The organism is Rhodopirellula bahusiensis, from assembly GCF_002727185.1.
Lineage (GTDB): Bacteria > Planctomycetota > Planctomycetia > Pirellulales > Pirellulaceae > Rhodopirellula > Rhodopirellula bahusiensis.
Genome location: NZ_NIZW01000011.1, coordinates 179336 through 192940, shown reverse-complemented (window position 1 = coordinate 192940; position 13605 = coordinate 179336). Strand labels below are relative to the sequence as shown.

The 13605-nt window shown below is 54.4% G+C and carries 12 protein-coding genes; 6 read left to right on the top strand and 6 right to left on the bottom strand.

Annotated features, from left to right (window positions below; genetic code table 11):
• Nucleotides 1-306 precede the first annotated feature (306 nt).
• Nucleotides 307-1632: a 3-keto-disaccharide hydrolase gene (locus CEE69_RS15930; RefSeq protein ID WP_233215276.1), complete on the top strand. Its 1326-nt coding sequence runs from the start codon at nucleotides 307-309 to the stop codon at nucleotides 1630-1632.
• 291 nt (nucleotides 1633-1923) lie between these two features.
• Nucleotides 1924-3153: a tRNA-uridine aminocarboxypropyltransferase gene (locus CEE69_RS15925; protein ID WP_099261602.1), complete on the top strand. Its 1230-nt coding sequence runs from the start codon at nucleotides 1924-1926 to the stop codon at nucleotides 3151-3153.
• Nucleotides 3154-3161: 8 nt separating this feature from the next.
• On the opposite strand, the gene CEE69_RS15920 is transcribed toward CEE69_RS15925, so the two are convergent.
• Nucleotides 3162-3461, bottom strand: coding sequence for a hypothetical protein (locus CEE69_RS15920; RefSeq protein ID WP_099261601.1), 300 nt, complete (start codon nucleotides 3459-3461; stop codon nucleotides 3162-3164).
• 226 nt (nucleotides 3462-3687) lie between these two features.
• Here CEE69_RS15920 and CEE69_RS15915 point away from each other — a divergent pair, with 226 nt between their 5' ends.
• Entirely contained in the window at nucleotides 3688-5832 is a 2145-nt protein-coding gene (locus tag CEE69_RS15915; RefSeq protein ID WP_099261600.1) for a carbohydrate-binding domain-containing protein, read from the top strand.
• 43 nt (nucleotides 5833-5875) lie between these two features.
• Here the strand turns inward: CEE69_RS15915 and CEE69_RS15910 are convergent, their stop codons facing one another.
• Nucleotides 5876-6757 carry a LysR family transcriptional regulator gene (locus CEE69_RS15910; RefSeq protein WP_099261599.1) on the bottom strand — a complete coding sequence of 294 codons (882 nt, stop codon included), beginning with the start codon at nucleotides 6755-6757 and terminating at the stop codon, nucleotides 5876-5878.
• A 337-nt stretch (nucleotides 6758-7094) separates the two neighbouring features.
• Between CEE69_RS15910 and CEE69_RS15905 the strand changes: the two genes are divergently transcribed.
• Nucleotides 7095-7463, top strand: coding sequence for a hypothetical protein (locus tag CEE69_RS15905; protein ID WP_143549265.1), 369 nt, complete (start codon nucleotides 7095-7097; stop codon nucleotides 7461-7463).
• 198 nt (nucleotides 7464-7661) lie between these two features.
• A complete protein-coding gene (locus CEE69_RS15900) occupies nucleotides 7662-7997 on the top strand; it encodes a hypothetical protein (protein ID WP_099261656.1) in 336 nt (111 codons plus the stop codon).
• A gap of 131 nt (nucleotides 7998-8128) precedes the next feature.
• Here CEE69_RS15900 and CEE69_RS33505 read toward each other — a convergent pair whose 3' ends face one another.
• The gene (locus CEE69_RS33505; RefSeq protein WP_261341346.1) at nucleotides 8129-8254 is read right to left on the bottom strand and encodes a hypothetical protein; all 126 of its coding nucleotides are present in this window, start codon (nucleotides 8252-8254) and stop codon (nucleotides 8129-8131) included.
• Nucleotides 8255-8424: 170 nt separating this feature from the next.
• Between CEE69_RS33505 and CEE69_RS15890 the strand changes: the two genes are divergently transcribed.
• Nucleotides 8425-9156 carry a hypothetical protein gene (locus CEE69_RS15890; RefSeq protein ID WP_143549264.1) on the top strand — a complete coding sequence of 244 codons (732 nt, stop codon included), beginning with the start codon at nucleotides 8425-8427 and terminating at the stop codon, nucleotides 9154-9156.
• A 123-nt stretch (nucleotides 9157-9279) separates the two neighbouring features.
• Here the strand turns inward: CEE69_RS15890 and CEE69_RS15885 are convergent, their stop codons facing one another.
• From CEE69_RS15885 to CEE69_RS15875, 3 genes are all read right to left on the bottom strand, one after another.
• Nucleotides 9280-10296, bottom strand: a complete 1017-nt coding sequence (locus tag CEE69_RS15885; protein ID WP_315852528.1) for a glycosyltransferase family 4 protein — start codon at nucleotides 10294-10296, stop codon at nucleotides 9280-9282.
• Between the two features lie 103 nt (nucleotides 10297-10399).
• Nucleotides 10400-11980 (bottom strand): alpha-amylase family glycosyl hydrolase, encoded by a 1581-nt coding sequence (locus tag CEE69_RS15880; RefSeq protein WP_099261594.1) that lies wholly within the window; start codon nucleotides 11978-11980, stop codon nucleotides 10400-10402.
• 176 nt (nucleotides 11981-12156) lie between these two features.
• A complete protein-coding gene (locus CEE69_RS15875; protein WP_099261593.1) occupies nucleotides 12157-13602 on the bottom strand; it encodes a glycoside hydrolase family 130 protein in 1446 nt (481 codons plus the stop codon).
• Between the last annotated feature and the right edge of the window lie 3 nt (nucleotides 13603-13605).

The window sequence follows — 13605 nt, the reverse complement described above, 5'->3', positions numbered from 1 at the left end:
GCGGTGGGCCGCAACATTCGCGACCCCGAAACGATTATCCTACGAGGACTTCAGATCTTGTCCTACCTCCAATGCAGGGTCGATCTGAAACCCCACCTAGAATCACCTTCCCCATCCGAACACCTCGATGCAACTGGTTCGTCATTTCGACCCGCCCCGCATCCAATTCCATCGGTCGTTCAACAGTCCACTCGGTTTCAGCCTTCGTCGCAGACACTCAGGCGAGAACCAATGCAGGAACGCCACGTTGCCACACGTGCGTTCGATCGACTCACTTCATTCTGGTTTCCACTTCAACGTTGCAACATGAACTTACACTTGAACCATCGCTTGCCACTTTGCGTGGCGTTGTGTCTTGCCGCCTTCACGACTTCACATGCCCAAGACGCCACCGACACCCAGTCCGGTTGGACGACTTTGTTCAACGGCAAAGACTTGAACGGATGGCACGGACAACCACACTTCGACCCGTACAAGTTGGCTGAGTTGTCAGACGATGAACGTGCGACCAAGATCGAAGCGTGGACCGCGGATGCGAAAACGCACTGGTCCGTCGAAGATGGTGAACTAGTCAACGATGGTCACGGTGCTTACCTCACGACCGACGAAGACTACTCGGACTACGAACTGAAACTGGAGTACCGCACCGTCGCAAAAGCAGACAGCGGCATCTACTTGAAGGGCACGCCCCAAGTCCAAATCTGGGACACGACCGACGAAGCCAAGTTCAACATCGGAGCCAACTTGGGTAGCGGCGCTTTGTGGAACAACTCGCCCAACGCCCCGGGAAAAGACCCTTTGGTTTTGGCCGACAAACCTTTCGGCGAATGGAACACCGTTCACGTCATCCAAGTCGGTTCGCGAACTTCGGTTTGGCTGAACGGCAAACAAACCGTCGATCACGCGATCATGGAAAACTACTGGCGTCGTGGCGAACCGTTGCCCGCCTCCGGACCGATTCAATTGCAAACGCACGGCGGCGAAATTCGCTGGCGCAACATCGAAGTCCGACCTCTGGGAACGGACGAGGCGAATGACATCCTGGCGTCCAAATCCAACGAAGACTACACGTCGGTGTTCGACGGCAAGACTTTGGACGGTTGGATCGGTGCGGTGAACGATTACGAAGTCACCGAGGACGGATCGATCCAATGCCAAAAGGGCCGCGGCGGTAATTTGCTGACCGAAAAAGAATACAGCGACTTCTCGGTTCGTTTGCGTTTTCGTTTGCCAGAACGCGGTAACAATGGATTGGCTATTCGTGCTCCTGCCGAAGGCAATCCTGCCTACGCTGCGATGACCGAATTGCAAGTTCTGGACAACGATCACCCCGCCTATGCGAAGCTCGATGAGCGTCAGTACCATGGTTCGGCTTACGGCATGGCGGCTGCCAAACGCGGCTACCTGCGTCCGACCGGCGAGTGGAACTTTCAACAAGTCACCGTGATCGGCCCAACCATCCGAGTCGAACTGAACGGCAACGTGATCCTCGATGCGGATGTCTCGAAAGTGGAAGACTACATGGCCGGCAGCGCCCACCCAGGCAAGACTCGCAAGTCAGGTCACTTCGGATTCGCCGGACACAACGACCCCGTCGAATTCAAAGACATCTCGATCCGCGAAGAAAACTGATCGAATTGTCAGCGATCGATAAACGTCCCAGGCCCGTCGGGCCTGCTCGCAAGACATCGTTGGCAAACTGAGTTGGCACCGTTTCAGAGAAACAACCGGGCCTAACGGCCGTCGGCTAATTGATTCTGTGATTCGCTCGACCGGGGCCGCAAGGCCCCGGAGAAGAGCCCCCGAAAACAACAACAGCCCCGCAAGGGGCGACACAGTAAACCCCACCGATACCCGACGTCTCTGAATTCACTTAGAACTATCCGAAAGCATCCAACTTTCCCCTGTTCTTGATGTCGTCCGATTGCCACCTCAACCTCGTCTTCGAACGAATCTGCAACCGACACCGAAGCCCCGACGCGCTGCCATGTCTGCTTTCGGCCACAGCGACTTTGTTTTTGTGAGCTGATTCCGAAAGTTGCGAACCAGACCGACGTGTTGATCATGCAACACCGTCGCGAGCGAGCCCACCCGTTCAATACCGCTCGAATCGTCAACCAGTCGCTGCACAAGTGCGAAGTCATGGTGGCTTACAACCATGAACTGGCCGAACGATTCGCGACGATGCAACTCAGCAACAATGTCGGCCTTCTCTATCCCGGCAACGACGCGAAGCTGCTATCGGATTTGCGTCCCAGCGAACGGCCCGAGCAGCTGGTCGTGATCGATGGAACCTGGCATCACGCGAAGACTCTCTTTCGTGACATTCCACGATTGCAGACTCTGCCGCGATATCGGTTGGCTCCATCGGAACCTGGACGCTACCGAATTCGTCGCGAACCCAACGAGCATGCTCTGTCGACGCTCGAAGCCACCGTGGCGGCACTGTCCGCGATTGAGCCTGAGACACCTGGGTTCGATCGATTGGTGGATGTATTCGACCGCATGATCGCAGATCAGATCGGCTTTACAAAGTCGAACTGGCGACAAAACGAAACCCGACGCCGCGGATCCGCCAACGTGCCTCGAGTGTTGACGGAAAACATCAACAACATCGTGGTCGCCTATGGCGAACAGGAACGTGGCAACGCGGCCGACGAATCGATGAATTCAAACAATCCGCCCGCACCGCTTTACTGGAATGCCGTTCGGATGGGCACGGGTGAATTCTTTCGGTGTGCGATCCAGTCCCACTCGCTCAGTGATGAACCATTCATGAATCGCTTGCGACTGACTCCTGACGAACTGCAACCGCTGGCTTCGATGGACGAGTTTCGCAATCGCTGGCGAACCTTCATCCGTCCTGACGACCGTGTCGCCGTGTTCCATCGAAGCACCGCCAAACTACTGGAGGACGTCCAGGCCGACTTCTCCCCGAGCATCGTCCTGAAGTCGATCAATCTAAATCCGCAGACTCGAGAAAGCGATCCGCGAACCCCAGCGATCTTGGCCGATCAAACAAGCGATTCCAGACCACTGCGACGTCTGGCTTGGGCGGTTCGCTTCGTCGAGGAACTGGTCGCAATCAAAACCACGGAAGTGTCAGCTTCAGACATCGCGAGCCGCTCGCAGGAACAAATCACTCGGTCTTGAATGCCGGTTCATATTCCATCTTCCATTCGTGACAAAAGAGATGACCAGTTGCGACGGATGAATGCCAGGTAGCCAACTATCAAGAACGCATTGAGCATGAATCGGATGGCGTTTTCGGTGAAGTTCGATGCTTGAGTGAGCGAGACCACTTGCGAGATCGCAACGCCCGCGAAGAACGCGAAAACCATGAACAAGCCCAACACGATGAAAGGCATCATCGCCGCGCGACCGGGCTGCAATCCGCTTCGTCTTGCTTTCGCGTAGAAAGCGGTTGTTGCAACAAAGGCGACAATCACCAGAAAGAGCATCGCAGTCCCCTGTTTTACTCTCGAGTGGTTCATTCAAAGCGACGACACGAGTCGTGCGACTTACCATCGTCCAAGCTGAATCGGCTATCAAACCGACGACACCGACCAAGACTCTTGCTTTCGTTTCGTCGATTTTTGACGTGCGTGATATCTAACCCGCAACTTGGAATACCTATACTGTTGGCCACCCAGGAAAACCTCCCAGTCCGCATATCCAGCCAGTCTTATGAATCTTCGCACACTGATACATCGTCTGTCACGCCGAAAGTCATTCGGATCGGCTGCAACCGCATCTCGATCGTCGGATATCAATTGGTCCATTGATGAGCTGGAACCACGATTGTTGTTGGCCGGTGACGCTGGTCAAGAAGTCAGTTTCGCTTGGGACTCACCTGGCATTCAAGTGCAAGCGATCGGCGACACAGGCCAAGAGGTCGTCGAGGTCCTCTACAACGACGAAACGATTTCTCAGTTCCGTGTCACGGACGAGTGGGCAACCTATCAAATTGACGTGGACTACACGTCGATCGATCCAAGCCTTTTGCGAATGGTCTTTTTGAATGACCTCTACGACCCGGCACAAGGAATCGATCGCAACGTTCAATTTGGATCGGTGACGATTGGTGACCAAGTTCTGGATAGCAACGCACCCAACGTCTTTACGACTGGGACCTGGCTGCCGGAGGACGGTATCACACCAGGATTGGGCCGCGGCAGCGTTTTGAATGCGAACGGATATCTGCAGTACGGAACTCCAACAGGGTCCGAACTGACCGTCTACGCTCGCGGCGATCATGGCGGCGAATACATGAACGTGTTGGCGGGAACGTTCCGTGCTGATCGAATCACCTTGTCCACCGAGATGACCGCGTACACGTACTACCTCAACGCCGAATTGGATCCAAGTTCTGTTCGCATTGAATTCTACAATGATATTTATCTCCCTGATTTGGGGATCGATTATAACTTGGTGGTTGACCGAATCGAGATCGATGGCGTCGCCTATCAAACGGAAGACCCATCGACATTTGCACAAGGCGTCTACCGCGACGGTTCGCTCACTTCGGGTTACTACCAAACCGAACGACTCGAAGGTCGCGGGCACTTCCAGTACGACGCCGACAACTTCACCAGTGAACGCTACACGCTGGATGACTCGATCGCAGACGATGGCATCTCGATTATTTCTTCCAGCAGTCCGTTTGATGTGGAACACGAGATCACATCCACGGACCAATCCGCCGTTGGCTGGACCGATTCATTTTGGTCGGAATCCGGAGACTATGAAAAGTTCATTCTGGTTCAACTTTTTGACGAGAACGGATCCGCGGTTCAGTCATTCAACAACGGCGAGTCAGTGGATTTGATCCAGGCAACTCAGCAGTTCATAAACGACAATTCACTGGGCCCCGCAAATGTCTCCCTGCAAGACCTCGAAGTCGACTCGCAGGACCGATTGCTCGTTCGTTTGCAGGTCGCCAATTACGACGGATTCTTCACCAACTACTCCACGCTTTTGATTCGCCTCACCTCCGACGGGCGGCTGGATTCATCATTCGGCGAAGAAGGTATCATTCGAGCGTCCTTGAATGGCTTCAGGTCCGCTTCCTCGATGGCGGTTGATTCACAAGATCGCATTTTGGTCAACAACGCGACGACCATCACTCGCTACAACGCAGACGGTTCCACCGACGTCAGCTTCGGTACCAATGGAACATCGAGCATTCCGCTGCCACATGAGCCTGACTACTACAGCGGTCAATCGCAGATCTTCACGCGTCCCGACGATTCGATCATCGTGCTCTGGGGACAGCCCTCCAATGCCAACGCCAGTGCGGGTTGGTTGATTCAGCTCAACGAAGACGGGAGCACGGGCACGTGGTTTGGAGACGAAGGCTTTGCTCGCATCCCGTATCAACAATTCACTCTGTACTCTTCCTACAGCGAACGCTTCGAACGATTGGTCCTCGACGAGGATGGCCAAATCACCGTTTTGGGCACCCAATCGTTGATTCGATTCACAGAAAGTGGACAAATCGATTCCAGCTTTGGCGACGGTGGGAGGATCATCCTGCCGAGCTCAATTGTGACCGATGGCGCCCTGTTGTTTGACAACACTTTCGGCACCTTTGATGTCGACGGGTTGGGACGCTACCTCGTGCCCTACTACAACGGAATTGCCCGCCTGACTCCGGACGGCCAACTTGATCCTTCGTTCAGCTCCGATGGGATTGCAGGCTACAACGCAAACGAGGTCGGCAGCTTGCAACCGTACTCGGTCAAGGAAGGCCGCTTGGATTCCGTTGGCCAACTACGAACGCTATCTCAAAACGACAACGGATTTGGAATCGCATTCTGGCAACTCGTTTGATCCTTTCGCCGAGCAGACAGATCCTCCGTGCAAGCTCACACGCTCAAAAGTGTTTGGCGTAGTCGCATAGTCTCTTTCGAATTTCTGCAAACAGCCGACTTTGAAATCGATACGGATTCGTGACGCAAACGATCGTTCGCGTCGGACGCGGGCTGACGAACGATCGATACACGCGGCGCTTGCTGCGATCCAAACGTCGGGCCATGTCAGGGATCAATGAGATTCCATGCGACAACGACACCAACTCCTGAACGGTCGCCAATTGGTTGGCTCTTTCAACGGCAACGGGAAGAATCGAACGTTGCCGACAAAACGAATGGATGTTCTCAGAAAGGCAATGAGCCTCGTCCAACATGACGAACGGTTCGTCTTCCACGTCCTCCAAGCAAATGCGTTCCTTCTCGCACAGCGGATGATCGGGCGGCAGAACCAAGTGCAGCTCTTCTTCCAGCAACGTTTTGACCTCGACGTACTTCTCCGAGATCGGTTCGGCCAAGATCGCAAGATCGATCTCGCCTTGCTTAATTCGTTTCAGCAATTCGTCCGTGGTGTTCTCGTGGACGATCAGCCGTGACCGTGGAAAAGCATTCGCGAATTGCTTCAACAAGTGCGGCAGAAAGTACGGGGCGACGGTCGGAATGGCACCAATTCGAATTTTGCCCGTTTCACCATCGTCGGTGATCTCCGCCCGAGTGTCTTCAATGATGCGAAGAATCTGTGTTGCACTGCGTTGAAACAGCAATCCCGCATCAGTCAGTTCCACCGACCGAGGTTTGCGTTCGAAGAATGGTTGCCCAAACTCTTCTTCCAATCGTTGAATGGAACGACTCAACGCCGGCTGAGACAAACTCATTCGAGCGGCTGATTCAGTGAAGCTTTTTGTTTCGGCCACACTTTGGAAGTACTTCAGTTGGTCAATGTCCATCAAATCATCACAAGCGAAATCGAACTCACAGATACCGAGTCAAATGCATCTTAGCCGAGCAGAGCGAGCCACCTGGTGACTCCGTTGCAACTGGTAGCTTCTCGGACGCAATTCAAACAGACAAACCACTGTAGCGTGTAACATGAACGGCGATCAGTCATACTTCACCTCCCTTCGCAACTGTCGTCTGCTCACGAGGTAGATCAACATCTTCGAAGGCTGAAGTGCCCACCCGCCGCAACCGAAAACCGTATCTATGTCGGTACCACCACCTACATCATTCAATCGACCGGAACTCGCTTGCGACGATACCCAAAACGCTTCGCGCACGAAGCTCTTGAAGCGTCTGAAATCCGGATTTGCTGTCGGCGGCCTGCTAACCCTGCTGGTTGGGCCGCTCGGGACAGCATTGGCGATGTATGAATCGTTCCATGCGATCTCGAAAAATCTGCCGACCCCAACTGCCGAAGACCTATCCGATTCAATCAACCATTCCTTGAACACCACCGTTTTCATGCTGCCAGTTTCAGCCGCTTTCCTTCTTGGATGGGCCATCTGCGGTTGGCTGATAAGCCAAACGCTCGCCAATCAATCTGGATCACATTCGCAAAGTCCGAGCGATGCCGAAACTGCAAGTCTTCTCGTCGGTGAATCTCCCCCTTCTTCGGCGGACATTATCGATGAAGGTCCGGCTAAAAACACCTAGAACAAACTGATTCCAGTTCCGAACGTCCACCAACCTGACGTTGCGTTACCCCCCAAACATTTGATATCGCGAAAACTTAGCTGTCTCAATTCATGCTGCCAGTTCGCGGTCAATATGAATCCATTGCATCAAACCGTCGTTCTTCTCTGCATGTTTTTGCTTGTGGGTTGCAAGTCCGCGCCCAGAGATACATCGGACATGGATGCGATCCTCAACACGGTCGTCTACGACACGTCGGTTCCGGTCATCCCCGCGTCGTACCGCGATCCGGGAGAGTACTCTCAGTCGCCCGCCGCAGACACACCGGCGGCGGATGCGAAGCCGGTCGCCACCAAAACTTTCACCGATCGAGCACGCTCGGCCGGAGCATTTGTCGGTCATGGACTGAGGGCGACAGTTGGGCTCGTCCTGGTGGGAACGTTCAAGATTGTCGAAACATCCCTCGGGCTGAACGATTCCACGCCTCGAGGTCGTAACGATACAGCCTTCAATCAGTGGCTCGACGATCGAGACCGGTGGCGGAGAGAGGACTGACTCGGACAATCCTGCTTCGAATCGGACGCACGATTACCCAAGAGACTTTCAGTCGTCAGAAGCCATGGAAGCAAATGGCCAACCGAGCAACCCGTTTCAAGCTTTGCACTGGAACAACCTCTGCCGGATGTCTACACCGCAACGACGATCGATGCGTCGAATGCACTCACCGTGGATACGTCTTCGGTTCCGTCGACCACTTCAGCGATGGACAGCGAAATAACTGATCTGGATTGGTCTTTCACGACTGTACTCATCGGTGTCTGGATCGTCGGATGCGTCGTCGCAATGGTTCTGATGATCTGCGGACTCACCGACTCTGCATCCACCCGAGAGTTAAACTCCAACGACCAAACACAAGCCACATCCGAGTCGGGCCGGGATGGCGATTCGTGTTGCAACAACGTCCGGCCTTGAGGTTGACAGGATGATTGAGCGGGACTCGCCGAGAGCGAGCCTGGTCTATCCGTACTTCGAACCAAAGTTTGAAGCTTCCGTCGCAAGTTCTCCCAACGATCTTGCAAAAGGGAACGCTCCGGCAACTGAAAGGTCGTCCAACACTCCTTCAACTCGCTCGGTCACGGTTCGGGTGCACAATGCGGATGGAGGCGGCGGGGTGCCGGGTGTGGGTGTCGGTTGGGCGTCCAACGTTGACCGAATTCCAATCAGTCCAGGCATGCAGGCAACCGACGACGACGGCATTGCAACACTGAATGTTCCTCAGCGATCCGTTGAGATCTTTGTCGGTGGACGACGATATGGTTTTTTAACGCAGTGTGCCCGAATGACCTCGGACACCAGAGAGTACAAGCCGCTACTGGAACGCTCTGCATGGGTGAGACCCGTTTCTGCTGGCGATCAAGATCTCGAACTCACGTTCGAGCTCCAGCCAGTTGCACCATTGAAGGTCGTTGTGCAAACGGAAGATGGGACACCAAAGGCAGCCGAACTGCAGATCACTCGTCGTGGCTGGGGCGAACACTATTCAATGCCGACCATCCAAACAGATGACCAAGGACAAGCCAACGTTCCGGTCCGGCAGGTCATGTTCGACATTGAAATCACCGCAACCACCGAAGACGGGATGCAAGGAAGCATCGCAGTCAATTTGTCCAAGGACTTCGATGATTCGGAAGTAGCGATCGTCACTGTCAAATAACGCAATTTGACTATCGGTTTCATCGTTGAGTTCGAAAGAGGATCAAACGAGAGAGACCAGGCAGTTTGCGTTTAATCACCTCGGCGTTGATGCTCGCATCGACTTTCTCACATACCGGATCGATCAGGGTTTGGTACCCAGGATGCGATGATAGACGGTTAGGTAGTTGTCGGCCATTCGGTCGATTGAGAAACGATTGACGACGGATTGGCGAACGGCGAAACGATCAATGTCGTCGATGCGCTCGATCGCCTGGACCGCTTCTTGAGCAGTGTTGACCAAGAAACCCGTCACGCCGTGCTCGATTATTTCTGGCATCGATCCGCGATTGGTCGCGATGACTGGCGTGCCGCAAGCCATGGCTTCGATGACGGAAAGCCCAAACGGTTCATCGAAGTTGATCAGGTGCAACAAAGCACGAGCGTCGCCCAACGCATTCAGTCGTTCCGAACCGCCGGCGACACCGTGATAGATCACGTTGACGCCGTCGTCCGCGGGTGCGACATGCATGTCGTGGTAGTGTTCGTCTTGCACGATCCCGTACATGTGGAGCGGTCGCTTGCTGAGACGTGCCGCCTCGATTGCTTCAGCCGCTCCCTTGTCAGGATGAATCCTTCCAAAGAAAAGAAGGTCTTCGCCGCGTTTGGGTTGGAACGGGAAGTCATCGATCGGAATTCCGTGGTGAATCGTTGCTTCGTATCGAAGGCTCGGATGGCGATCGGCATCACTGATCGCAATGTAGTGAACCAGATCTTGGTATTCTTGATACATCGGTAGAATGCGATCCGATGAGAATCCATGAATGGTGGTAGCGATCGGCGTGTCGATCAGTCGGGCAAAAGCGTGGGCGGGAAAGTCTGCCTGATTGTGGATCAGATCAAACTGGTCGGCTTGTTCGAACAGGTGGGCAAGATGTCGAAACTCCCAAACCTTCGCGTCGATCGACGGATCTTCGCTGTACGGGGCCGGAACAACCCCATCGAGTTTGCCTGATGTCTCGCTATCGAGCGTGGCGAAGAGTGTCACATCGACGCCACGTTTCACGAGTGCTTCGGTCAGCATGCTGGTGACCAGTTCCCATGGACCATATGCTCGCGGTGGTGTTCTCCAAGCAATGGGAGCCAGCATGGCAATTCGCATCGGAGGTTTGCTTTCGGATTCGGGGCGAGGGACTTTGTGAGATGCAAGCAACGGGAAACCCCATGCGTTCACGGAACAGATTCGGTGCTGCTCGACCTTGCGGTCACGAAATTCGCGAGGACTGATCTTCGCTGTCTACCAATCGCAAAATGAGGCCTTCGTTGGGTGCGAGAGTACCGTCGATTGCACGAGGCGTCGCGGTGGAACAAAGCTCCGTAACCAGGGCTGCTGTTGATGGCACCGGCAACGATCGGGTTTGATCGCCGAGGTTCAACGCGATCAACAGGTGCTCGTCGCCATGCCTTCTTTCGAAAGCGAGCACATCATCACCGGTTTTGATGAGTGTGAAGTTGCCGATTGACAAAGCAGCATGGCGTCGCCGCAGCGAGAGCAGTGCTTTGTACAAATTCAACAGTGAATCCGGTTCCCGTTCCTGGGTTGCAATGTTTCGCCGTCGCGAATCGGGGTTGAGCGGGAGCCACGGATCGGCGGAACTGAAACCGGCTGATGGGGAATCGTCCCACGGCATCGGCGTGCGGGATCGATCTCGCCCGATATTCAGTTTTGGTTGCAGCAAATGCTGAGGATCGCGAATTCGATCGCGAGGAATGGGGACCTCGCCGATGCCAATCTCGTCGCCTTGATAGAGCGTCGGTGTGCCGCGAAGGGTCAGCAGCAACATGGCGGCGACTCGAGATTGTGCGTCACCGACTCGGGCGGCGATGCGCGGTGCGTCGTGACTGCCGAAGACCCAGTTCGGCCATCCATGTTTCGGAAGAGAGGCCTCGTAGTCAACAATCATTTGACCGAGGGATTGAGCGTTCCAATTGCTTTCGATGAGATGAAAGTTGACCGGCAAGTGCACTTCCGGTTGCTTCTCCGTACCAAACCAGCGGGCGAGTCGATCGTCGGGCAAACTGATTTCGCCGATCAGAAGGCGATCACCATAGCTGTCCGCGAGCGAGCAAAACTCCGCCGCGATTTGGTGGGCTTCAGGTTGGTCAGTTGAGTTCAATTGAATCAGCTGATCTCGCTGAGTGCGGTCCGGAGTCCAATCTGGATTGATTGGATTGTCTCGAAGGGCAGCGTCTTTAATGATGTGCCAAAGAACGTCGATACGAAAACCGTCGACACCTCGGTCCAACCAAAACCGCAACACGTCCAGCATCGCTTCACGAAGCTCGGGATGACGCCAATTGAGATCGGGTTGTTGAGGAAGGAAGGCGTGCAAGTAGTATTGCTTGGTTGCGGCGTCCCATTCCCATGACGAGCCACCGAAATCGCTGATCCAATTGTTAGGTGGGCCCCCGTCGTCCGAAGCATCTCGCCAGATATACCAGTCCCGTTTGGGATTCTCGCGAGAGGAACGACTCTCGATAAACCATGGGTGTTGATCCGATGAATGATTCGGCACAAAGTCCATCAAAAGTTTGAGTCCACGCGAATGCATGGCCGCGAGCAAGCGATCGAAAGTCTTCAGATCGCCAAACAGCGGATCGATGTCGCAGTAGTCCGCGACGTCGTAGCCGAAGTCGATCATGGGTGAGGGAAAGATTGGTGAAAGCCATACCGCATCGACTCCAAGGCCCAACAAATAGTCCAATCGACGCTCGATTCCCGCGAGATCGCCGACTCCGTCCGCGTTGCTGTCTTGGAAAGAACGCGGATAGATTTGGTAGATCACACCGGATTCCCACCATCGATGTGTGCTTGGTTGTGACGGGGCGGTCGTCGTTGATTGTGTCGTGATAGTGAAGCAATGCCTTGGTTGTGAGATCCGGGAACTTGTTGGCTGCCAGACGGTTTGCAGGGATGGCTGAATTGAATCTGCCTGCGTAGCCACGAGCGAGAACCAGGTTGTCACTTCATCATTGCGAGCAGTTCGTTGATTTCGATGGTGGCGAAGGTCGTCGCGTAGTCCGACATCGCGTAGGGAATGACCAGGTGGTCTTGATGAATGATCGCACCACACGTGTAGACCACATTGGGCACGTAACCTTCACGTTCGAGTTCGTTGGGAGTGACCAAGGGTTCATGCAGTCGTGCGATGACTTTTGATGGATCGTTCAGGTCCAGCAACATCGCTCCGATGCAATACTTTCGCATCGGTCCGACGCCGTGTGTCAGGACCAGCCAACCGGCGTCCGTCTCAATGGGTGATCCGCAATTGCCCATTTGGACGTATTCCCAAGGTTCCGCCGGTTTGATGATCAATTCGCTGGTGTGCCAGAAATACAGCATGTCGGAGTACAACAAGAACAGATGTTCCCCATCCTGCCGGCCCAACATCGCGTAGTGACCATTGATTTTTCGAGGGAACAATGCCATGCCTTTGTTGGCGACGGCAGGTCCGTTGAGGGTATGCATCTTGAAGCGAAGAAAATCCTTCGTTTCCAAAAGCTGAGGCAGTACCAATTGCCCATCGTAAGCACTGTATGTGGCGTAGTACCGAGCGCTGCCATCGTCTTCCGTGAAGTGCACGAACCGTGCGTCTTCGATTCCATTGCTTTCCGTTGGACTGAATGGGAAAACGACCCTTTCGGATAGTTCGTGATCCGGTGTGTATTGGATTTCGTAATTTGATTTTGCGAGCATCACAACGCGGTCCACCAGCGGTGCCAGTTCGTTGTGAATCGAACGGTGTTCGCGCAGCGATGCTTGCAATCGCGTTTCCAATTCCTCGAGTGTGAACTCGGTCGGCAGGGCCGCTAGTACCTCGTAGGTGAAGGTGTTACCGAGTCCCAGTTCGATCAGCTTGCGTCGAAAGAGGTCGTTTTCGTAGCAAGAGTCAGGAACGTATCGGGGTGTCGTGACGAATCGCACCGGTTCATCGATCTCAATGCAAAGATCGCGATCGATGGTGCCGCTTCGGAAGACGATGGATGAAATGTGGCCTTCGCCAACCGCACGCAGGCTCATCGCAAAGCGACGCGAACCGGAGGGCAAATTGGATTGGTTGGGGTGCCAAACAAGTGAGGGGTTGAACAGGGCAGCCGATTCCAAGGCGTATTCTTGAGTGAAGTACGCCCCCAAAAGCAAACGCCGGTTCTCGGTCATTGGCGTGTCGGTCAGCAGATGATGCTTGAGGTCACGAAATCTTCGCTCGAAATAGGCTTTGGGCTTTTGATGCCGACCGTGGAACTCTTCCAACACATGAGCGATTTGTTGGCTGACCTCCAATTCAGACAGTGTGCAGACACGTCCGATGATGCGCAGCACGCGATCGTCACCCGGTGGCTGGAACGGTCGCAAGACGACGCGTTGACTGTTGGGCGAGAGAACGATTCCGGTTCGTTTGATTGGCAAGAT

Bases quoted from the DNA above. Each gene is read 5' to 3' on its own strand.
- CEE69_RS33505 (WP_261341346.1), bottom strand. From the start codon at position 8,254: ATGAGTACAGTCGTGAAAGACCAATCCAGATCAGTTATTTCGCTGTCC.
- CEE69_RS15890 (WP_143549264.1), top strand. From the start codon at position 8,425: ATGATTGAGCGGGACTCGCCGAGAGCGAGCCTGGTCTATCCGTACTTC.
- CEE69_RS15930 (WP_233215276.1), top strand. From the start codon at position 307: ATGAACTTACACTTGAACCATCGCTTGCCACTTTGCGTGGCGTTGTGT.
- CEE69_RS15915 (WP_099261600.1), top strand. From the start codon at position 3,688: ATGAATCTTCGCACACTGATACATCGTCTGTCACGCCGAAAGTCATTC.
- CEE69_RS15900 (WP_099261656.1), top strand. From the start codon at position 7,662: ATGGATGCGATCCTCAACACGGTCGTCTACGACACGTCGGTTCCGGTC.
- CEE69_RS15910 (WP_099261599.1), bottom strand. From the start codon at position 6,757: ATGGACATTGACCAACTGAAGTACTTCCAAAGTGTGGCCGAAACAAAA.
- CEE69_RS15920 (WP_099261601.1), bottom strand. From the start codon at position 3,461: ATGCTCTTTCTGGTGATTGTCGCCTTTGTTGCAACAACCGCTTTCTAC.
- CEE69_RS15885 (WP_315852528.1), bottom strand. From the start codon at position 10,296: ATGCGAATTGCCATGCTGGCTCCCATTGCTTGGAGAACACCACCGCGA.